At 69.2% G+C, this 18,537-nt stretch carries 19 protein-coding genes, 1 tRNA gene and 1 other RNA gene; 10 read left to right on the top strand and 11 right to left on the bottom strand.

Translation table 11 applies throughout. The annotated features are described in order from the left end of the window. Positions 1–432: 432 nt before the first annotated feature. The 6 genes from ACKUB9_RS21720 to ACKUB9_RS21695 all read right to left on the bottom strand — a co-directional run bounded on the left by ACKUB9_RS21720 (position 433) and on the right by ACKUB9_RS21695 (position 3,776). Positions 433–618, bottom strand: a complete 186-nt coding sequence (locus ACKUB9_RS21720) for a hypothetical protein (protein WP_490390954.1) — start codon at positions 616–618, stop codon at positions 433–435. A 29-nt stretch (positions 619–647) separates the two neighbouring features. Then, positions 648–971 (bottom strand): DUF8829 domain-containing protein, encoded by a 324-nt coding sequence (locus ACKUB9_RS21715; RefSeq protein WP_407530665.1) that lies wholly within the window; start codon positions 969–971, stop codon positions 648–650. 13 nt (positions 972–984) lie between these two features. Continuing rightward, positions 985–1,260 carry a hypothetical protein gene (locus ACKUB9_RS21710; protein WP_407530667.1) on the bottom strand — a complete coding sequence of 92 codons (276 nt, stop codon included), beginning with the start codon at positions 1,258–1,260 and terminating at the stop codon, positions 985–987. Positions 1,261–2,504: 1,244 nt separating this feature from the next. Further along, complete coding sequence (locus tag ACKUB9_RS21705; protein ID WP_407530669.1) at positions 2,505–3,050, bottom strand: YciE/YciF ferroxidase family protein; 546 nt, start codon at positions 3,048–3,050, stop codon at positions 2,505–2,507. A 148-nt stretch (positions 3,051–3,198) separates the two neighbouring features. Further along, on the bottom strand, positions 3,199–3,537 hold the full coding sequence (locus ACKUB9_RS21700) for a response regulator (RefSeq protein WP_407530671.1): 339 nt from the start codon (positions 3,535–3,537) through the stop codon (positions 3,199–3,201). A gap of 164 nt (positions 3,538–3,701) precedes the next feature. Further along, positions 3,702–3,776 (bottom strand) — tRNA-Gly (locus tag ACKUB9_RS21695). A 246-nt stretch (positions 3,777–4,022) separates the two neighbouring features. On the opposite strand from ACKUB9_RS21695, the gene ACKUB9_RS21690 reads away from it, so the two are divergent. Next, a complete protein-coding gene (locus ACKUB9_RS21690; RefSeq protein WP_407530673.1) occupies positions 4,023–5,243 on the top strand; it encodes a TadE/TadG family type IV pilus assembly protein in 1,221 nt (406 codons plus the stop codon). Between the two features lie 19 nt (positions 5,244–5,262). On the opposite strand, the gene ACKUB9_RS21685 is transcribed toward ACKUB9_RS21690, so the two are convergent. Both ACKUB9_RS21685 and frc read right to left on the bottom strand, forming a co-directional pair. Next, positions 5,263–6,195, bottom strand: coding sequence for a methionyl-tRNA formyltransferase (locus ACKUB9_RS21685; protein WP_407530675.1), 933 nt, complete (start codon positions 6,193–6,195; stop codon positions 5,263–5,265). Positions 6,196–6,332: 137 nt separating this feature from the next. Beyond that, entirely contained in the window at positions 6,333–7,610 is a 1,278-nt protein-coding gene (gene frc / locus ACKUB9_RS21680) for a formyl-CoA transferase (RefSeq protein ID WP_407530676.1), read from the bottom strand. 273 nt (positions 7,611–7,883) lie between these two features. On the opposite strand from frc, the gene ACKUB9_RS21675 reads away from it, so the two are divergent. Together ACKUB9_RS21675 and ACKUB9_RS21670 are read left to right on the top strand one after the other, a co-directional pair. Further along, positions 7,884–9,731 carry a DEAD/DEAH box helicase family protein gene (locus tag ACKUB9_RS21675; protein ID WP_407530678.1) on the top strand — a complete coding sequence of 616 codons (1,848 nt, stop codon included), beginning with the start codon at positions 7,884–7,886 and terminating at the stop codon, positions 9,729–9,731. Between the two features lie 54 nt (positions 9,732–9,785). Beyond that, positions 9,786–10,133 (top strand): hypothetical protein, encoded by a 348-nt coding sequence (locus ACKUB9_RS21670; protein WP_407530680.1) that lies wholly within the window; start codon positions 9,786–9,788, stop codon positions 10,131–10,133. 82 nt (positions 10,134–10,215) lie between these two features. Here the strand turns inward: ACKUB9_RS21670 and ACKUB9_RS21665 are convergent, their stop codons facing one another. Further along, positions 10,216–10,821, bottom strand: a complete 606-nt coding sequence (locus ACKUB9_RS21665; protein ID WP_407530681.1) for an SspB family protein — start codon at positions 10,819–10,821, stop codon at positions 10,216–10,218. A 46-nt stretch (positions 10,822–10,867) separates the two neighbouring features. Beyond that, positions 10,868–11,228, bottom strand: a transfer-messenger RNA (tmRNA) gene (gene ssrA, locus ACKUB9_RS21660). Between the two features lie 33 nt (positions 11,229–11,261). Between ssrA and ACKUB9_RS21655 the strand changes: the two genes are divergently transcribed. The 7 genes from ACKUB9_RS21655 to ACKUB9_RS21625 all read left to right on the top strand — a co-directional run bounded on the left by ACKUB9_RS21655 (position 11,262) and on the right by ACKUB9_RS21625 (position 17,670). Beyond that, complete coding sequence (locus tag ACKUB9_RS21655) at positions 11,262–12,014, top strand: CPBP family intramembrane glutamic endopeptidase (protein ID WP_407530682.1); 753 nt, start codon at positions 11,262–11,264, stop codon at positions 12,012–12,014. A 94-nt stretch (positions 12,015–12,108) separates the two neighbouring features. Continuing rightward, the gene (locus tag ACKUB9_RS21650; RefSeq protein ID WP_407530684.1) at positions 12,109–12,903 is read left to right on the top strand and encodes a thymidylate synthase; all 795 of its coding nucleotides are present in this window, start codon (positions 12,109–12,111) and stop codon (positions 12,901–12,903) included. Positions 12,904–12,911: 8 nt separating this feature from the next. Further along, the gene (locus ACKUB9_RS21645) at positions 12,912–13,424 is read left to right on the top strand and encodes a dihydrofolate reductase (RefSeq protein ID WP_407530686.1); all 513 of its coding nucleotides are present in this window, start codon (positions 12,912–12,914) and stop codon (positions 13,422–13,424) included. Between the two features lie 203 nt (positions 13,425–13,627). Further along, positions 13,628–14,812 carry an FtsH protease activity modulator HflK gene (gene hflK, locus ACKUB9_RS21640; RefSeq protein ID WP_407530688.1) on the top strand — a complete coding sequence of 395 codons (1,185 nt, stop codon included), beginning with the start codon at positions 13,628–13,630 and terminating at the stop codon, positions 14,810–14,812. After that, the gene (gene hflC / locus ACKUB9_RS21635; protein ID WP_407530689.1) at positions 14,809–15,732 is read left to right on the top strand and encodes a protease modulator HflC; all 924 of its coding nucleotides are present in this window, start codon (positions 14,809–14,811) and stop codon (positions 15,730–15,732) included. The genes hflK and hflC overlap by 4 nt, the downstream gene beginning before the upstream one ends. 41 nt (positions 15,733–15,773) lie before the next feature. Next, positions 15,774–15,968 (top strand): DUF2065 family protein, encoded by a 195-nt coding sequence (locus ACKUB9_RS21630; RefSeq protein ID WP_407530691.1) that lies wholly within the window; start codon positions 15,774–15,776, stop codon positions 15,966–15,968. Between the two features lie 181 nt (positions 15,969–16,149). Further along, positions 16,150–17,670, top strand: a complete 1,521-nt coding sequence (locus ACKUB9_RS21625) for a DegQ family serine endoprotease (protein WP_407530693.1) — start codon at positions 16,150–16,152, stop codon at positions 17,668–17,670. Between the two features lie 388 nt (positions 17,671–18,058). Here the strand turns inward: ACKUB9_RS21625 and ACKUB9_RS21620 are convergent, their stop codons facing one another. After that, positions 18,059–18,529 carry a YbaK/EbsC family protein gene (locus ACKUB9_RS21620; RefSeq protein WP_407531097.1) on the bottom strand — a complete coding sequence of 157 codons (471 nt, stop codon included), beginning with the start codon at positions 18,527–18,529 and terminating at the stop codon, positions 18,059–18,061. Positions 18,530–18,537 lie beyond the last annotated feature (8 nt).

Genomic DNA, 18,537 nt, shown 5'->3' with positions numbered 1-18,537 from the left:
ACCTGCGCCGCGACACCGAGTTCGCCGTCGTCCGCGCCGGCCTGAACTACAAGTTCGGCACCTACTAAGCGATCAAGGTACGAGGGTCCGGCTTGCGCGTCCCCAGACCCCGATCACGTCTGGTCGCACGACCGGTCGGCGCCCCAGGAGCAATCCTGGGGCGTTTGCATTTCAAAGAAGCTCGGGGAAGGGACACCGTGCTCAGCCCGCGGCCCTTGCATTGTCAGCGCTGTGACGGGTGTGCCCGCCCATTGTCGTGCGAAATACGCGGGAATGGATGAGGTCTGAGATGAAAGAGCCCGCCGCGGCTGAGCCGGGCGGGCTAGGTCTGATTCAGTTAAAAGGACCGCCACCAACAAATCACATCCCGTGATGTGGCGCCACTCCCTGGGCTGGCCCTACCCATCGAAGCGGAGCGTGGCGAGCCGAGCATCAAGCCTGTGCAAGAGCACCGGCCGGAACGGCCGGGCTGTTCGCACCGTGGTGGCGCAACAGCATCGGGCGCAGCACCGCAATCGCCAGGAAGGCCGCAAACAGGTCTAGGACTGCCACCGTGTACAGCACTGGCATGCGCATCGCGAGGAGATCTTCAGGACGATCGATCGCCTGGAGGCTCAATCATCCTGAGGGCGGTACTCCGCCGACTGCTAAGTCTCAGGGACTTGGCTTCTGGCCACCTCCCATCCGGCAGCATCAGACCTCGCGACGCTTTCGCTGGCGAACCGGGACCGCGCAGTGGCGTCGGCCTGCACGCCACGCTCCTTGCACCAAGCGACGAACTCCTCGGGCGTGATGAGGACGCGGATCACCGCCATACCGCTGCGCGTCACCTCGCGCTCAACCTGCTCCGCTGAGATGCGCCAAGCGTCGTAGCTGTCGGGAAGCCGGTCAGCATCCTGCATCAGTTCCCGCAGCCGGGTGTAATCCTCGGGCCTGTACCAAGCCATGCCCACGCGACGTGGACGTTCCATCACCACCTCGCGGCTAGGAGATCTGGTTGTACGGCAGGCCGCCCTGCAACGAGGCTATCTCGATGGTTTCCAGCAGGGCTGGGCCTGCCGGCCATCCAGCCGCATCGAGAAAGTGCTTGGCACGTGCCAGCCGATCCAGGGTCGGGCTGGACCAGCGGTAGTTCTCGCGCAGCAACTGCGGGGAGCCTTCGTGGGCGAGATCCTCAGCGAGCTCGGCTATAAGCCGAAGGCTGACGGTTAGATCATCCCGGTCCAACATGACGTAGCACTCTTGCTGGTGCGCGATCATATCGGGATCACGCGGCACAGCCTATCAGATGCCATGACGGATGATGGGCTTCTACACCCCCACAAGGAGACGGATCGCCTGGGAACGGCATCCTGTGCATTCAGGGTAGCCATCCTTGTAGGCGGCGGTAGCCGAACCGGCGCTGCTCGACGGCCAACGCCCGCGGTCATGCCGGCTTTCAGGGCGGCTGTGATCCGTGCCTTCTGCCCATCCACGGGTGCTAATGCGTGGCAGCGCTCTCACTTGATGTGCCCCCTTGCCGCGGCCAAGCTATCGTCTACTCTGGTATCTCGGCACCAAACACCAAGATTTGGTCTGTTCGCCAAAGCTATGACCTATATGGGCTCATCAATCGCAATAGATGAGTCATAAATAAAAACTGCTTCAGTCATGAGGCAGGGAGGCGGAGGAATTTGCCTGCAAGGAGGCGAGAATGCGTAAGCTTATCCTCGGCCTGACCACGGTTGGCCTGATCGTCTGCACTGCTACTCTTAGCCTAGCCGAAACAGCAGCGGACCGAGCCGCCTGCACCCCAGACGTGTTCCGCTTCTGTAGCAGCGAGATCCCGAACGTACCGGGCATCAAGGCGTGCCTGCGTCGACAGAGGAAGAGCCTCAGTACCGCCTGCAAAGAGGTCTTTAAGACACTGGATCGGGCTGAGATAACTCCAGCCGTCGTAACCCGGGAGCCGCGCACCAGCTGACTGTACTCCGACCTGGGTGACGGCGGCCGATCGGGGGCGGGCCATCTAGCGGCGCCCCTTCTCCACCCTAACGGTATGTAATCCGTCCAACCGGGCCTGTCCTGCATGCACAACGATGTCCGGAGCGCGACTCGTAGCCCTAGGTCGCGTGGCGGCCGGTAGCCGGTGCCTGCAACAAACGGCAGCGGCGCACGTTATCAGACATCCCTGACACACCTCCAGCTGCGCGCATCCGGCCCGCGCCAAGGCAGATTTTATGTCGCTTACTCATCCCAAGACCACCTCGCATCCGAAAACCCACCTCGACATCTACAACCCGCACCAAGTGCGCTTACTGGCCCGCGACCTCGACGTGACTGTGGATGAACTGAAGCAGTCGGTCCGGATGTTCGGTACGCGGATCGGTGCGCTCCGAGCTTGCCTGAGCAAGTAGAGCCAGAGCCGCTGCCCGAGTTCCAACAGGCAGGGTTTGCGCGCTGGCAGCCACAGATGCAGTGTTGATGAACCGGGGTGGTCCTGCAACCCCCGGTTCATTGCAAATTCAGGCCGTCTTCAGGCCACGCTTGCCCTTCGAGGATCCCGCCTCGGCCTCGTCGTCCGATCCCTCGACGTTGATGCGCTCGGCGATTTCGGTGAGAAGCTGGTCGGTCTTCTTCTCCTCCTGCAGCGTCTCGTCGAGCAGCTTGGCAGCGTCCTCATAGCCGAGCTGGATCGCCCAGGTCTTGAGGGTGCCGTAGCGGGCAATCTCGTAGTGCTCGACGGCCTGGGCGCAGGCGGCGAGGACGGCATCGGCGGCCGGGCTGTCGCCGAAATCCTCAAGATCCTCTTCCATCTCAGCGGTCAGGCCCTGCATCGCCTCGCAAGTCTTGGCGCGGGCTGGCTTGCCGATGATCTCGAACACCTGTTGCAGGCGCTCGACTTGGTTAGCGCTCTCTTCTGCGTGGGCCTCGAAGGCTAGGCGCAGCTCCTCGTGCTCAGCCGCTTTGGTCGCCTTCTTCAACGCGCGCACTGACTGCTTTTCGGCATAATAAACGTCCTTCAGCGTCTCGTAGAACGCGTCCTGCAAGGTTTTCGGCTTGGTCGCCATATGATTTTCCCTTCTATTTGCGCGATATATGTGCCTGCCGGGAGCGCGCTCACCGGCAGGCGATGTCGGAAGAACGTGGCAGCTTGAGGCAGGATCCGGAAATTGTGCTGTGTGCCGCAACAATTTTCTTGGGAACCCGACATGTGGCTCAAGCGTGGGCGAAGGCGCTGAGCAACTCGTCCGGATAGTACGGCTTGGCCAGGAACTGACCGTCATCGGGCGTCTCCTGATTGCGCAGGCGGACGCGTCCGTAGGTGACCACCAGCCGGATGTGCGGCCAGCGTGCAGCCACCCGGCTGGCCAACTCCACCCCGTTCATGGAACCGGGCATCTCGATGTCGGTGAACAGGGCACTGATTGTCGGGTCGGTCTCAAGGATGGTCCGTGTGTCGTCAGCGCTGGCGGCCTCGACCACGGCGAACCCGGCATTCTCCAGCATGAGGACAGCGGTCATGCAGACCAAGTCCTCGTCCTCAACAATCAGCACGACACCTCATCGAAGGCGCTCCACGTCACAGCGCCCGATCTCTGCTCCGCGGAAGCGAACGGGTCCCGAACAGGGGAGGGGAACGGTGGGGGAACGCCATGGGGAACATGGGGAACACCTCGCCTGTCCGGCCGCCAAAAAGGTGTTCGGTTCCAAGGGGTTGGTGGAGCGGGCGATCGGGATCGAACCGACGACATTCAGCTTGGGAAGCTGACGTTCTACCACTGAACTACGCCCGCACCCGGAACCCAGGGGATTCCGGCGGCCGGGAGGCGATGCCCCGCTCGACCGACCCCGTTTAGCAGGCCCGCCGCGAAGGCGTCAAAGGCATTTTTGGCGGGCATCGCCCCGCATCGGGGACTCGTCGGCAAGTGATTTGCCGGATTGTCCCACGAATCATCCCATTGCCGACACTTCGCGGGAATCCGCTGACACTCCGTTCAGATCCGCCTGCTCGACTTCGGGTTGCAGTCGAACGGTGTGTCATGCGGACCTGGATCGCCAAACTTCTCTCGGACGAAGCGGGCTCCGGCGCCGTCATCTTCGGGATGACGTTCCTTCCCTTCGTCATGCTGATCGGCGCCAGCATCGACATCAGTCTCGCCTACGAGGCGAAGGTGCGGTTGCAAGCGACGGCCGATCAGGCCGCCCTCGCGGCGGTGTTGATCTCGACCGATTCGAAGACGCCGGTCGATGTGGTGCGCACCTTCCTCCCGGCCCCCGACAATACTGCGTCCGCAGGACCCGGGCCGACGGCCACCGTCAGCGTCGAGAACGGCGTCGTGACGGTCGATGCCGCGCAGAGGGTGCCGACGAAGTTCGCGGGCATCCTCGGCGTCGCGGCCCTGCCGATCGCCGTGCGCTCCAGCGCGGCCGTGGGCAGCGAGGCGGGGACGGTGCCGATCTGCATCCTGGCCCTCAACCCGACCGCCGCCGATGCCGTGCTGTTCACCGGCAACACGTCGGTGGTCGCGCGCCGATGCAGCATCTACAGCAACTCCTCGAACGCGGCGGCCATCTCGCTGAAGGGCTCGGCCACCGTGCAGGCGGCGGCCTATTGCGCGGTCGGCGGCACGAACTTCCCATCCGGCACCCTGCCGGTGCCGCGCAGGGGCTGCCCGCGCCTCGACGATCCCTTCCGCAACCTGCCCCTCGCCTCCGGCTCCGGCTGCCGGGATCCCGGGCAGGCCGGCAAGCCGAACAAGTCCCAGACCCTCGATCCGGGTGACTATTGCAGCCTCGACCTGAAGGGGACGGTGACGCTCAACCCCGGCTTCTACTTCATCAACGGACCACTCACGATCAGCGCTCAGGCGACGGTGACCGGCCGGGGCGTCACGCTCTACCTGACCGGGTCCAACGCGAGCTTCCGGATCAACGGCGGGGCGAGCGTCGACCTTAGCGCCACCACCACCGGGCCTTACGCGGGCATCGTGCTGATGCAGGACCGGCAGGTCACCGGCGCCAACGGCAACGTCATCAACGGCGGGGCCGACGTGAAGCTCGTCGGCGCCATCTACGCGCCGCGGCAGGCCATAGATCTGCGCGGCAACGGCAGCTTCGGCCAGCAGAGCGACTTCATGCCGATCATCGCCGACACCATCACCTTCACGGGCAACACCACGGCCACGGCGGACGCGACCGCCATGCAGCCCGTGGTGGCCCTGCCGAAGCACCCGAGCGGAGGCGCCCGGGTGACGAACTGAGGGCCTGGCCTCCGGCGCGTCAGGTCCCGAGCAGCGAGCCGACCCGGAGGCCACCCTCGCGGGCAAAGTCGGCGGCCGCCATCTTGCCTCCCCCCTCGGCCTTCAGCTTGAGCACCTCGATCTGCCCGCCCTGCGCCGTGATGCGGATCGAGGTCTCGCCGATCTCCGTCACCTCGCCCAGCGCGCCCGTCACGGCGCCGAAGGTGCGCACCGGGTGCTTGCGCGCATCGTAGATCTGGAGCTTGCGGCCCTCCAGCGTGGTCCAGGCGCCCGGCGCCGGATTGGCGGCCCGGATCAGGTTGTAGAGGTGGTCGACATGCGCGTCCCAGTGCAGGCGCGCGGCCTTGGCGGAGAACCAGCCCTCGTAGCTCGCCGCCGCCTCGTCCTGCACCGTCTCGCGGTGCCGCCCGGCCACGACGAGATCGGCCGCCTCCAGCATCGCGGCGACGCCCATCGGAAACAGCCGGCCGAAATAGACGTCGCCGAGGGTGTCGTCGGGGCCGATCTCGCAGGTCTTCTGGAGGAGCACCGGCCCCTCGTCGAGGCCGTCCGTGGGCCGGAAGATGCTGAGCCCGGTCTCGGTGTCGCCCTTGGCGATCGGCCAGTTGATCGAGGAGGGGCCGCGATAGCGCGGCAGCAGGGACGGGTGGTACTGGATCGTGCCGTGGCGCGGGATGGTGACGAAGCTCTGCGGCGCGAACTGCAGCACGTAGGCCATCACGCCGAGATCGGCGTCGAGGCCCCGCAGCGCCTCGGCGGCCTCCTGGCTCTTGAGGCTCGCGAACTGGAACACCGGCAGGCCGCGCTCCTGCGCCGCGGTCCTCAGGGCGTCGGCCTTGGCACCCTCCTTCTCGGGGGCGCAGAAAACGCCCGCCACGGCATCCCCCCGCTCCAGGAAGGCGTCCATCACCGCCCTGCCGAAATCCTGCTGACCGATGAGTGCGATGCGCATGGCTCCTCCGGGGGGAAGCGCCGGGCGGGCACGCCGGCGCTCCCGTTGCGGCCGGGCGGGGTCCCGGCCAGGTGACGGCGTCGGTGCGAATGCGGCGCCCGGCCTGGCTTTGCCGGGCCGGGCGCTTGAACGAGGGGTTACTCGGCCGCGATCTTCTGCACCGAGCCGATGGCGCCCGAGCCGGCGACTTCGAGCACCCGCTCGTCGGAGTAGGACAGCACTTTGCGCAGCACCTCGTCGGTGTGCTCACCGAGCAGCGGCGAGCGCGTGACCTCGGTCGGGCTGTCGGAGAGCTTGATCGGGTTGCCGACCGTCAGGTAGTTGCCGCGCACCGGGTGCTCGACCTCCACGATGGTGCCGGTGGCGCGCAGCGACGGCTCCTCGGCCAGTTCCTTCATGGACAGGATCGGCCCGCACGGAATGTCGTACTGGTTGAGGATGTCCATCGCCTCGAACTTGGTCTTCGTCATCGTCCATTGTTCGATGCGCTCGAAGATCTGGGTGAGGCGGGGCAGGCGGGCCGCCGGCTTGGCGAAATCCGGGTGGGTCTTCCAGTCCGGCTCGCCGATGACGTCGCAGATTTTTTCCCAGACCGGCGCCTGCGTGATGAAGTACAGGTAGGCGTTCGGGTCGGTCTCCCAGCCCTTGCACTTGACGATGCGGCCGGGCTGCCCGCCGCCAGAATCGTTGCCGGCGCGCGGCACGGCGTCGCCGAAGGGCACGCCCTCGCCGTACTGGCTGTACTCCTTGAGCGGGCCGTGGGTGAGGCGCTGCTGGTCGCGCAGCTTCACCCGGCAGAGGTTGAGCACCCCGTCCTGCATGGCGCAGTCGACCCGCTGCCCGCGGCCTGTCTGGGTGCGCTGGTAGAGGGCCGTGACGATGCCGAGGGCGAGGTGGAGGCCGGTGCCCGAATCGCCGATCTGCGCGCCGGTGACGAGGGGAATGCCGTCCCGGAAGCCGGTGGTGGAGGCGGCCCCGCCCGCGCACTGCGCCACGTTCTCGTAGACCTTGCACTCCTCGTAGGGGCCGGGGCCGAAGCCCTTCACGGAGGCCACGATCATGCGCGGATTGAGGGACTGGATGCGCTCCCAGGTCAGGCCCATGCGGGCGAGCGCGCCGGGCGCGAAGTTCTCGACCAGCACGTCGCAGACCCGCACGAGGTCTTCGAGCACCTCCATGCCGGTCCGGTTCTTCGTGTCGAGCGTGATGGAACGCTTGTTCGAGTTCAGCATCGTGAAGTAGAGGCTGTCCGCGTCCGGCACGTCCTGCAGCTGCGTGCGGGTGATGTCGCCCACGCCCGGCCGCTCGACCTTGATCACGTCGGCTCCGAACCACGCAAGAAGCTGGGTGCAGGTCGGCCCGGACTGGACATGCGTGAAATCGAGGATCTTCACGCCTTCGAGAGCCTTGGTCATGGGATCATCTGCCGTCTGATCGGGTTGCACGGGGCGGGGGCGAAAGCCGGGAGGGCGGCCTGGGCGACGCCGCACCCGGCCGCCGGCCGGCGGCGCGTCGAGCCTCTCGTCATGGCCGTTCCCTCGCTGTCCTGAGCGCACTCTCGGCGCGCGACGAGCCGTCAAGATAGCTCAACGCGCGGCGCGGCGCTTTCGGCGCATCTCGTTCTGTTCGGACGTTGGCATACCAGATACCATGTGTCAAATTCGGCGCACGATCAGGGAGGTGCAGGCATGCGGCGCGAGCCCCCGACCGCAGGGATCGACGGTCCGAAGACCGATCTCTGCCCCTCGCCCTACGGCCCGTGGAATCCGGGCATCGAATCGGCCCTGCCGCGGCGGTTCCTGCCGCTCGCCACGGTCTTCAGGCCGGAGAACGTCGAGACCAGCCTCGGCGCGGCCCAGGATCTCGCCGGGCTGTGCGGCCTGCCGCTCCACGACGCGGTGGCGTTCCGGGCGGAGCGCCTCGCCGTGCACGAGGTGCTGGTGCGCGTCACCGCCGACCTGTCGGTCCCGGTGGGGGAAAAGTACGCGGATCTCGGCGTCAACTTCCGCCGGATGACCAGCCACCTGCTCGCCGTCGCGGTGAGCCCGCGCCTCGACGCGGTGACCGACCACCTGCGGGCCGTGCAGCAGGAGGGGAGGGCGGTGATGGCGCGCGCGCTGGCGGCGGTCTTCGCGGAGCCCGAGCCGCCGCGGCCGAGCCGGCGGCGCTGGTTCTCGCGCGCGTCCTCCACCCCGGCGGCCTGCGAGACGCTGGAGGCGCGCGCCGCGCGCCTGCTCGACGCCGCGGGAGAGGAGGCCATAGCGGCCGGGCGGGAGGCGGAGGCCGCGGCCCTCCAGGCGCTGCAGCGCGTCGTCGCCGGGGTGATCCAGCAGCGCGGGCGGCTCGTGCGCGATCCCGGGCTGCTCACGGAGGTGGGCCAGACGCTCTTCTCGAACGGCTTCGGCAGCCAGCGCATCGGCCGCCTGATCGATCCGTGGCTGAGCGAGGCGGCGGAGCGGGAGGGCTACCACCGGCTGGCGCCGCAGGCCCGCCCGGTGGTGATGAACGTCAAGGGCGCCTCGGCCTCGGGCAAGAGCACGATGCGTCCGCTGCAGCGGGCGCTCGCCGGGCGCATCGGCGCCGCGTGGTCGGACTTCGCGCTGATCAGCCCCGACATCTGGCGCAAGTTCCTGCTCGACTACGCCTCCCTCGGCCCGGCCCGGCGCTACGCCGGCACCCTGACCGGGCACGAGGTCGAGATCGTCAATAAGAAGCTCGACCGCTACATGGCCGCGAAGGCCCGCGAGGGGCGCATGTCGCACCTCCTGATCGACCGGTTCCGGTTCGACAGCTTCGCGGCCGATTCCAGCGCCGAGGACGGCAGCCAGCTCCTCACCCGGTTCGGCGACCGGGTCTACATGCTGTTCATGATCACGCCGCCGGACGCGACGGTGGAGCGCGCGTGGCTGCGCGGCGAGCAGTTCGGCCGCTACAAGGCGGTGGACGACCTGCTGGCCCACAACGTCGAGGCCTTCACCGGCATGCCGCGGCTTTTCTTCACCTGGGCGCTGAAGGACGACAAGCGCGTCCACGCGGAGTTCCTCGACAACAGCGTGCCGGAAGGGCGCCGCCCGCGCACCGTGGCCTTCGGCTGGAACGGCGAGATCACGATCTTCGACCTGCGGCCGATCCTCGACGTCGACCGCTTCCGCAAGATCAACGTCAACGCGGCCACCCCGCAGGAGGTCTATCCCGGCGCCGCCCAGATGGCGCCTTCCCACAACACGGAGTTCCTGCGCCAATGCGCGCGCCGGATGCGGGTGATCCGCTTCGCCGAGCCGCAGACGGGACGGGTCTACGCCCGCCTCGACGGCGGCACCTTGCGCTGCCTCGACCCCGCGCTGTTCGCGGCGGCCCTGGACGATCCCGAGACGCAGGCGGCCTTCGCGGCGGTCGCGAGCCCGCGGGATCTGGCGCAGGCGCTCGCCGACCCCGCGCCCCCCGAGGTGCTGGACCCCTCGGACACCCATACCCTCGGGGAGTGGGCGGCTCGTCCAAGCACGGCCGCGGAACACCCCTCCGCTCCCGGCGTTTGACCGTCGCCACCGCCGAGGGCGCCCCGCTCTCGACCGGTAACCGGGAGAATCGACATGGCTGGACCATATGCAGGCGGCCCCGCGGCGGGCGGCGCGAGGCAGCAGTCGCACGGGTCGCAGGGGTCGTCCGACACCGGCGGCCTCTACGAGCAGGCCGCGGGCGCGGCGCGCGATCTCGCCGACCGGGCGTCGGACCGTTGGGACGACGCGGCCGAGTATGGCTCGCGCGCCATGCGCCGCGGACAGGATGCGATCGGAGAGGTGGAGGGGACGACGCTCGCCGGCTGGTTCGTCGCCGGCGCGATCGGGTTCGGCCTCGCGTGGCTGATGTTCGGCCAGCGCTCCGTGAGCGGCGACGACGTGGCGCGCGGCATGAGCCGGAGCAGCGACCGCTACCGCTGACGGGAAAACCGTCACCGAGCCCCGTAGGCCCGCCCCCAGCCCCGGGGGCGGGGTGCGCAGGCCCGCGCGTGGGCGCCGGGCCTCAGCTCTTCTTGCGGAAGGCGTCGAGGCTCACCACCGAGGCGCCGTTCTCCGGCGGCGTCGCCACCGGGTCTCCGTCGTCGCCCTTCTCGGCGGCCGGCTTCGCCTCGGCCTTGTCGGCCTGCGGTGCGATCTTCGGCACGCCCGTGAGCGCCGGCACCTTCGGGCTCGCCTCGCTCGGCTCCGATCCGGCGCCGCGGATGGAGCGCAGGCCCGCGGCCGGGGCCGGAGGCTCCTCGGTGACCCGCCCATCGTTGAGCTCGAACTTCAGGCCGAACTGCACGGACGGATCGAAGAAGCCGGTCACCGCCTCGAACGGCACGAGGAGCCGCTCCGGCACGCCCGAGAAGGACAGGCCGACCTCGAAGGTGTGCTCGGTGACGCCGAGGTCCCAGAACTGGTGCTGGAGCACGATCGTCATGTCCTGGGGGTACTTGTCGCGCAGGCGCTGCGAGATCCGCACCCCCGGATAGTCGGTCCGGAACGAGACGTAGAAGTGGTGGTCGCCGGCGAGCCCCTCGCGGGCCGCGTCACCCAGAACCTTGCGCACCACGCTGCGCAGCGCGTCCTGCACCAGGAGGTCGTAGCGAATCAGATCGTCTGCCATCAGCGGTCGCTTGCCTGGTGCCGCATCCATCGGCTGTCGGGAAATGAGTGGAGGCTTCTGTTGCCAGGTGCCTCCGAACCCCGCCTATGCGATGCTAACCGCTAGGACTTTGTTTGGTCTTGGGGACCGCTTACGCGGCCACCGCCACCGGAGCAAAGTTGTCGTTGGCAACTATTGCATTGGCCCGATAACGGCGGAACCATGCCGAGCGAAAGTCCAACCTTTACGCCCTCGTCGATCCTATTTCGCCCCCGCCGAAGCCCAGCGCGTGGAGCCCTGGGCTCGGGTGGAGGCGCCGGGTACCGCCCCCGGGTCCGATAGGTTTATTGCGAAGAACGTTTATCGCCATAGCCGACCTCGCGGCCGGCAGGACGAATATAGGGGGTCGCGCGAGGATTTTGAAGCCCACCGATCACCCTTCCACGCCCGCGATCACCGCCGTGGCCGTCGCGCCCCACCCGCCGGCCTCCGACTGGCCCCGCGCGCTGCGGATTCTCGGCCTCGCGCTGCGCCCGCCGCTCTTCCTCGCGGCCGCCGGGCTGGCCGCCTTCGCGCTCGTCGCCGGCAGCGCCCGCCTGATGCGGATGCGCGGGCTCAGCCTGTGGGGCTTCCCGTTCTCGGGCTTCGACGAGGCCGAGCGCTACGGCCTCACCCTCTCGGTCCTGCCGCTGCCGATCGTCGCCGCCCTGGTGATCTGGCGGGCGCGCCGCCGCTACGGCGCGGGCTGGGCGCGGGCGCTGGGTTGCGTGGCGCCACCGCCGGGCGCGGCGCTGCCGCTCGCGCTGCTGCTCTGGCCCGTCCTGCATCTCTCTTGGATCTCGCTGCTCGCCATCCTGTCGGGGCGCACGCCCGCCTCGGTGTTCCAGCTGCCGCACTGGCTGCACGGCGCGAGCCTCGCGGTCTGGCTCGCGTGGCTGGTGGTGCTCGCGCCGATGGCCGAGGAACTCGTCTTCCGCGGCGATCTGTTCGCCCGGGCGCGCGGCGTTCTGGGCGCGGGAGCGACCGTGGTTCTCAGCGGCGGGCTGTTCGCGCTCGGCCACGGCTGGAGCACCCTCGCGCAGCCGCTCGGCGTTCTGCCGCTCGGCCTCGCGCTCGGCCTCGTGCGGGCGCGCACCGGCAGCCTGTGGGCCTGCATGGCGCTCCACGCCGTCAACAATGGCGCCATCGTGCTGGCGATGCTCGCGCGCGCTTGAGCGATCGTGGAAAATACCGGGACGGCGCCCGCCCCGGCGCTGACCGCGCCCGCGCGAATGCGCTATCGTCGCGCCCCCGCGGAGGACAGATGCCATGCGCCCCTACCACGACCTCCTCCGGCGCATCCTCGACGAGGGTGTCGAGAAGCAGGACCGCACCGGCACCGGCACACTCTCGGTCTTCGGCCACCAGATGCGCTTCGACCTCGCGGAGGGATTTCCGCTCGTCACGACGAAGCGCCTGCACCTGAAGTCGATCATCCACGAGCTGCTGTGGTTCCTGGCCGGCGACACCAACGTGGCCTACCTGCAGTCGAACGGCGTGACGATCTGGGACGAGTGGGCCGACGAGCACGGCGATCTCGGCCCCGTCTACGGCCGCCAATGGCGCTCCTGGGCCAAGCCCGACGGGGGCAGCGTCGACCAGATCGCCTGGGTGCTCGACGAGATCCGCCGCAACCAGGATTCCCGCCGCCTCGTCGTGTCGGCCTGGAACCCGGCCGACCTCGACCGGATGGCGCTGGCGCCCTGCCACTGCCTGTTTCAGTTCTACGTCGCGCAGGGGCGCCTGTCCTGCCAGCTCTACCAGCGCTCGGCGGATGCCTTCCTGGGAGTGCCGTTCAACATCGCGAGCTACGCCCTGCTCACCGCGATGATGGCGCAGGTGCTCGGCCTGGCGCCTGGCGACTTCGTGCACACGCTGGGCGATGCGCACCTTTACTCCAACCACGTGGCCCAGGCGGAGCTGCAGCTCGCCCGCGAGGCGCGCCCGCTTCCGCGCCTGCGCCTCGACCCGTCGGTGCGTTCGCTGTTCGACTTCCGCTACGACGACATCGCCATCGAGGGCTACGACCCGCACCCGGCGATCCGAGCGCCGGTGGCGGTGTGAGGCGCGCGATGCCGCTCGTCACCCTCATCGCCGCGGTCGCCCGCAACCGCGTCATCGGACGCGACAACGACCTCGCGTGGCGCCTGCGCAGCGACCTGCGGCGCTTCCGCGCGCTCACCATGGGCAAGCCGGTGGTGATGGGCCGCCGGACCTGGGATTCCATCGGCCGCCCGCTCCCGGGCCGGCGGGTGATCGTGATGACGCGCGATCCCGCCTGGTCGGCGCCGGAGGTCGCGAGCGCCGCGGACTGGCCGGCGGTGCTCGCGCAGGCGGCGGGCGCCGAGGAGATCATGGTCGCGGGCGGCGCGCAGATCTACGCGCTCACCCTGCCGCTCGCCGACCGGATCCAGCTCACCGAGGTCGATGCGGCGCCCGAGGGCGACGTGCTCTTCCCGGCGATTCCCGAGGGCCGCTTCCGCGAGGTGGCGAGCGAGGCGCACCCCGCCGGACCCGACGACGAGCACGCCTTCCGGTTCGTGACGCTGGAGCGTCCTGGGGTGTCCGCGGACCGCCACGATTGAGCGCGTCGCATCATCCCGCATCGCCGGTGCGGCGAACGAACCCCGCCGGAAGCGGGCAAACTGCGCCGCGGGCCGGCGGCCAGAGGTTGCTTTCGCGCGAGGCGCAGCCGATATCGCTGCGGTGACATCTGTGAAACCAACCAGGTGCCGCGCGGGACGCGACCCTCGAGAGGCGTGCCGGCCGGGAAAGGATGTGGGCGAGCATGCCTTGGAGTAATCAGAGCGGCGGCGGCGGCAGTGGCGGCAGTGGCGGCGGCGGTGGCAACCCGGGCGGGCCGTGGGGCCGTCCCGGCGGCAACGGCGGCGGGCCATGGGGCGGGGGAGGGGGCGGCAACCAGCCGCCGGACCTCGAAGACCTGCTGCGCCGCGGCCAGGACCGCCTGCGCACGCTGATGCCCGGCGGCGGCTCGCTGGGCGGGCGCGGCGTGGTGCTGGCGGTGGTGATCGCCGCCGCGCTCTGGCTCCTCACGGGCTTCTACGTCGTCGCGCCGAACCAAGTCGGCATCAACACCGTGTTCGGGCGCTACACCGGACAGGTGGGCGAGGGCCTGCGCTACAACTTCCCCTATCCGGTCGGCGCCGTGGTGAAGCCGAATGTCGGCCAGGTGAACTCGATCCAAGTGGGCTACCGCTCCGGCGGCGGGCAGCGGATGCGCGACGTGCCGGAGGAGAGCCTGATGCTCACCGGCGACGACAACATCGTCGACATCGACTTCGACGTGCAGTGGCGCGTGAACCCGGCCAAGGCCGACGAGTTCGTGTTCAACCTCCAGAACCCCGAGGGCACCATCAAGTCGGTGGCCGAGAGCGCGATGCGCGAGGTGGTGGGACGGCGCAAGATCCAGCCGATCCTCACCACCGAGCAGACCAGCGTCGCCCAGGAGGTGCAGGAGATCATCCAGCGGGCGCTCGATTCCTACGGCGCCGGTGTGCTGATCAACGTCGTGCAGCTCCAGGGCGTCAGCCCGCCCCAGGAGGTGCGCCAAGCCTTCATCGACGTGAACGCCGCGCAGCAGGACGCCGAGCGCGCCCGCAACGAGGCCCGCACCTACCAGAGCCGCGTGGTGCCGCAGGCCGAAGGCCGCGCGTCCCAGCTGGTCCAGCAGGCGGAGGGCTACAAGTCCCAGGCGACCGCCGAGGCGACCGGTCAGGCGTCGCGGTTCCGCGAGGTCTACGAATCCTACAAGGTCGCCCCCGCGGTCAGCCGCGAGCGGATGTTCCTCGACACGATGGAGAAGGTACTGGGCAGCGTGAACAAGGTGATCGTGGACCAGGGCGGCCCCGGCTCGTCCTCCGGTCCGGCGACGGCGGGTGTACTGCCGGTCCTGCCCCTGAACGAATTCGCCCCGGCGCGTCCGGCCACCCAGGCTCAAGGGACTGCCCGATGAACGCCCAGACCGTCCGTACCGGCCTCCTGATCCTGGTCGCGCTCGCCGCGCTCCTCGTCTACGCCGCGGCCTTCACGGTGAGCCAGACCCAGCAGGCGCTGGTCCTGCAGGTCGGGCGCGTGCGCAGCGTGCTCAACCAAGCCGGCACCGACCGGCCGGGCCTCTACTTCAAGATCCCGTTCGTCGAGACGGTGGTGTACTTCGAAAAACGTCTGCTCGACCTCGACCTGCCGGTGCAGACCGTGCTGTCGGCCGACCGGCAGAACCTCGAAGTGGACGCCTTCGCCCGCTACAAGATCAGCGATCCGCTGCGCTTCTACCAGGCGGTGAACAACATCCCGACCGCCAACCAGCGCCTGTCGAGCTTCACCAACGCGGCGACCCGCAACGTGCTGGCCAGCGCCTCGCGCGACGCCATCGTGCGCACGCAGCGCGAAGCGCTGATGAACCGGATCCAGGAGGACGTGAACCGGCAGGCCAAGAATCTCGGCATCGAGATCATCGACCTGCGCCTGACCCGGGTGGACCTGCCGGCGGCTAACAGCCAAGCGGTCTACGGCCGGATGCAGACGGAGCGCCAGCGCGAGGCGGCGGACCTGCGGGCGAACGGCGAGCGCGACGCGGCGACCATCCGGGCGCGGGCCGACCGCGACGTGACGGTGCTGATCGCCGAGGCCAATCAGAAGGCCGATCAGCTCCGCGGCGCGGGCGACGCGGACCGCAACCGCATCCTCGCCGAGGCCTTCGGGCAGGATCAGGACTTCTTCGCCTTCTACCGCTCGATGCAGGCCTACGAGAAGGGACTGACCGGAAGCGAAACGCGCCTGGTGATCAGCCCCTCCTCGGAGTTCTTCCGCTACTTCAACGATCCGCAGGGCCGCGCCCGGCCGGCCGCCGCCGCCGCGCCCAGCGGCCAATAAAAGCCGAACCGGCCCAGCCGGCCTGACAGGGAGCATGCGCCGTGCGGGACCTCGCCGCCGCCCTCGGGCTCGCGCTCGCGATCGAGGGGCTGCTCTGCGCGGCCTTCCCGCGGGCCATGCGCCGGGCGATGCTGGAGGCCGCCCACACGCCGACGGAGCGCATGCGCCTCGTCGGCGTCGTCTCGGCGGTGGCGGGCGTCGTGGTGGTGGGCGTGGTGCGGCTGCTGATGCGGTGATCACGCCACCTTGAACGGCCCCGCGGCGCCACGATCTGTAAGGGGTGATGCAGCCGACGCGTCGGCTGTTCGACGCCGGGCCGATCTGGCAGCATCGCGGATGACCCACGACGCTCTTCGCAAGACGGCCCTTCGTCAGATCGCCCTTGGATTGATGCTCCTTGACCGAACGAGGTTTCCGATGCCCGTAGCCGAGTCCGCGCCCGCGCGCCGTTCCTCAGCGTACGCGAAACGGCGGCTGCCGGCCCTCGCGGGCGCCTTCCTGGCCCTGTCGGTCGGAACCGCCGCCCTGCCGCCCGCCGCGCTCGCCAAGGGGCCTGAATCGCTCGCCGACCTCGCCGAGCAGGTGACGGACGCGGTGGTGAATATTTCCGCCTCCACCACCGTCGAGACCCGCAACCGCACCCTGCCGCAGCTGCCGCCGGGCACGCCGTTCGAGGATCTGTTCGAGGAATTCTTCAACCGTCGCGGCCAGGGCGGCGAGAACCAGCAGCCGCAGCGCCCGTCGCCGCGCCGCTCGAACTCGCTCGGCTCCGGCTTCATCCTCGACGCCTCCGGCATCGTGGTGACCAACAACCACGTGATCGGCGACGCCAACGACATCCAGGTGATCCTGCACGACGGCCGCAAGCTGAAGGCCGAGATCGTCGGCAAGGATCCCAAGACCGATCTCGCGGTGCTGCGGGTCAAGCCCGACCCCGACCGGCCGCTGAAGGCGGTGCCGCTCGGCGACTCGGACAAGATGCGGCCGGGCGACTGGGTGATCGCGATCGGCAACCCGTTCGGCCTCGGCGGCTCGGTCTCGGCCGGCATCGTCTCGGCGCGGGGCCGCAACATCGAGTCCGGCCCCTACGACAACTACATCCAGACCGACGCGGCCATCAACAAGGGCAACTCGGGCGGACCGCTGTTCAACATGAACGGCGAGGTCATCGGCATCAACACCGCCATCCTGTCGCCGACCGGCGGCTCGGTGGGCATCGGCTTCGCCGTGCCCTCCGCCACCGCCGGCCCGGTGATCGAGCAGCTGCGCCAGTTCGGCGAGACGCGCCGCGGCTGGCTCGGCGTGCGCATCCAGAACGTCGACGACACCACCGCCGAGGCGCTCGGCCTCAAGGGCGGCGGCCGCGGGGCGCTGATCGCCGGCATCGACGACAAGGGACCCGCCAAGGCCGCTGGCTTCGAGGTCGGCGACGTGATCACGCGCTTCAACGGCGTCGACGTGAAGTCGTCGAGCGACCTGCCGCGCATCGTGGCGGCGACACCCGTGGGCAAGACGGTCGACGTCCTGACGGTGCGCAAGGGCCAGGAGCAGACCCGGCAGGTGACGCTCGGCCGCCTGGAGGACAACGACAAGCCGCAGCCCGCCGCCCTCAACCGGCCGCAGCCGGAGCCGGACGTCACCCGTCAGGCGCTCGGCCTCAACCTCTCGGGCATCACCGACGAGACGCGCCGCCGCTTCAGCATCAAGGACGGGCTCAAGGGCGTCGTCGTCACCCGGGTCGATCCCAACTCCAACGCCGCCGACAAGAACATCAAGGCGGGCGACCTCATCGTGGAGGTGGGCCAGGAGCCGGTGACGACCCCGACCGAGGTCACGCGCCGCATCGAGCAGATCAAGAAGGACGGCCGCAAGTCCGCCCTGCTCCTGGTCTCGAACAGCCAGGGCGAGGTGCGGTTCGTGGCGCTGAGCCTCGAATAAGCGAGAGCGTCCCGCCTGCGGGCGGGGCCTCTTTCGATTGCTCCGGGCGTCGATAGAGCGCGAGATTCCCGTGTAGGCTTGCGGATACACACCGTCGGGTCGTGCACGGTCTCCTCTCCCCGCGTGCGGGGAGAGGGTCGAGCCCCCCTTGTCGGGGGCGAGACGAGGCGGCAGCCGAGGGTGAGGGGGCGGTACTGGGTGCGCTCTGTCCTGAGACGCCCCCTCACCCTCGCCCTGCGGGCTCGCTGCCGACCCGACGAGGGGTCGGCAGCCCTCTCCCCGCACGCGGGGAGAGGAGATCCCGCGCCTCATTCGGCGATGTGTGAATATGTTAGCCCTAAGGGGAGAGGCGCTTGCCTTTACTCGAACGGATCGGATGTAAACCGCATCACACCGGTGGCGGCTCGCAGACATCCACCCAGGTGGCGCCGACGATCTCGGCCATGCGGTCGGGCGCGACGCGCACGGCGCTGTTCGGCGATCCGGCCGCTGGCACCACCTCGTCGAAGCTCTTCAGCGAGATGTCGCAGTAAACCGGCAGCGGCGTCGCGAGCCCGAACGGGCAGACGCCGCCGACCGGGTGGCCGGTGAGGTGCTCCACCTCCTCGGCGCCGAGCATCCGGCCCTTGCCTCCGAAGGCGGCCTTGACCTTGCGGTTGTCGAGCCGCGCGTCGCCGCGCGCCACCACGAGCAGAACGCGCTCGCCCACCCGCAGCGACAGGGTCTTGGCGATCCGCGCCGGCTCGACCCCGTGCGCCTCGGCCGCCAGCGCCACGGTGGCCGAACTCGCCTCGGTCTCGATCACCGCGAGGTCGGGGGCGTGCGCGGCCAAGTGCGCGCGCACGGAGGCCACGCTCATCGGGGCCG

It is taken from the genome of Methylobacterium oryzisoli (assembly GCF_046557895.1).
Taxonomy (GTDB): domain Bacteria; phylum Pseudomonadota; class Alphaproteobacteria; order Rhizobiales; family Beijerinckiaceae; genus Methylobacterium; species Methylobacterium oryzisoli.
The sequence above is the reverse complement of the archived record's forward strand: the minus strand, read 5'-3'. Positions and strand labels throughout refer to the sequence as shown.

What these genes read in the sequence shown, in the direction of transcription:
- ACKUB9_RS21715 (WP_407530665.1), bottom strand. Translation starts at nt 971, where the DNA reads ATGGAACGTCCACGTCGCGTGGGCATGGCTTGGTACAGGCCCGAGGAT.
- ACKUB9_RS21710 (WP_407530667.1), bottom strand. Translation starts at nt 1,260, where the DNA reads ATGATCGCGCACCAGCAAGAGTGCTACGTCATGTTGGACCGGGATGAT.
- ACKUB9_RS21705 (WP_407530669.1), bottom strand. Translation starts at nt 3,050, where the DNA reads ATGGCGACCAAGCCGAAAACCTTGCAGGACGCGTTCTACGAGACGCTG.
- ACKUB9_RS21690 (WP_407530673.1), top strand. Translation starts at nt 4,023, where the DNA reads ATGCGGACCTGGATCGCCAAACTTCTCTCGGACGAAGCGGGCTCCGGC.
- ACKUB9_RS21685 (WP_407530675.1), bottom strand. Translation starts at nt 6,195, where the DNA reads ATGCGCATCGCACTCATCGGTCAGCAGGATTTCGGCAGGGCGGTGATG.
- frc (WP_407530676.1), bottom strand. Translation starts at nt 7,610, where the DNA reads ATGACCAAGGCTCTCGAAGGCGTGAAGATCCTCGATTTCACGCATGTC.
- ACKUB9_RS21675 (WP_407530678.1), top strand. Translation starts at nt 7,884, where the DNA reads ATGCGGCGCGAGCCCCCGACCGCAGGGATCGACGGTCCGAAGACCGAT.
- ACKUB9_RS21670 (WP_407530680.1), top strand. Translation starts at nt 9,786, where the DNA reads ATGGCTGGACCATATGCAGGCGGCCCCGCGGCGGGCGGCGCGAGGCAG.
- ACKUB9_RS21665 (WP_407530681.1), bottom strand. Translation starts at nt 10,821, where the DNA reads ATGGCAGACGATCTGATTCGCTACGACCTCCTGGTGCAGGACGCGCTG.
- ACKUB9_RS21650 (WP_407530684.1), top strand. Translation starts at nt 12,109, where the DNA reads ATGCGCCCCTACCACGACCTCCTCCGGCGCATCCTCGACGAGGGTGTC.
- ACKUB9_RS21645 (WP_407530686.1), top strand. Translation starts at nt 12,912, where the DNA reads ATGCCGCTCGTCACCCTCATCGCCGCGGTCGCCCGCAACCGCGTCATC.
- hflK (WP_407530688.1), top strand. Translation starts at nt 13,628, where the DNA reads ATGCCTTGGAGTAATCAGAGCGGCGGCGGCGGCAGTGGCGGCAGTGGC.
- hflC (WP_407530689.1), top strand. Translation starts at nt 14,809, where the DNA reads ATGAACGCCCAGACCGTCCGTACCGGCCTCCTGATCCTGGTCGCGCTC.
- ACKUB9_RS21625 (WP_407530693.1), top strand. Translation starts at nt 16,150, where the DNA reads ATGCCCGTAGCCGAGTCCGCGCCCGCGCGCCGTTCCTCAGCGTACGCG.
- ACKUB9_RS21620 (WP_407531097.1), bottom strand. Translation starts at nt 18,529, where the DNA reads ATGAGCGTGGCCTCCGTGCGCGCGCACTTGGCCGCGCACGCCCCCGAC.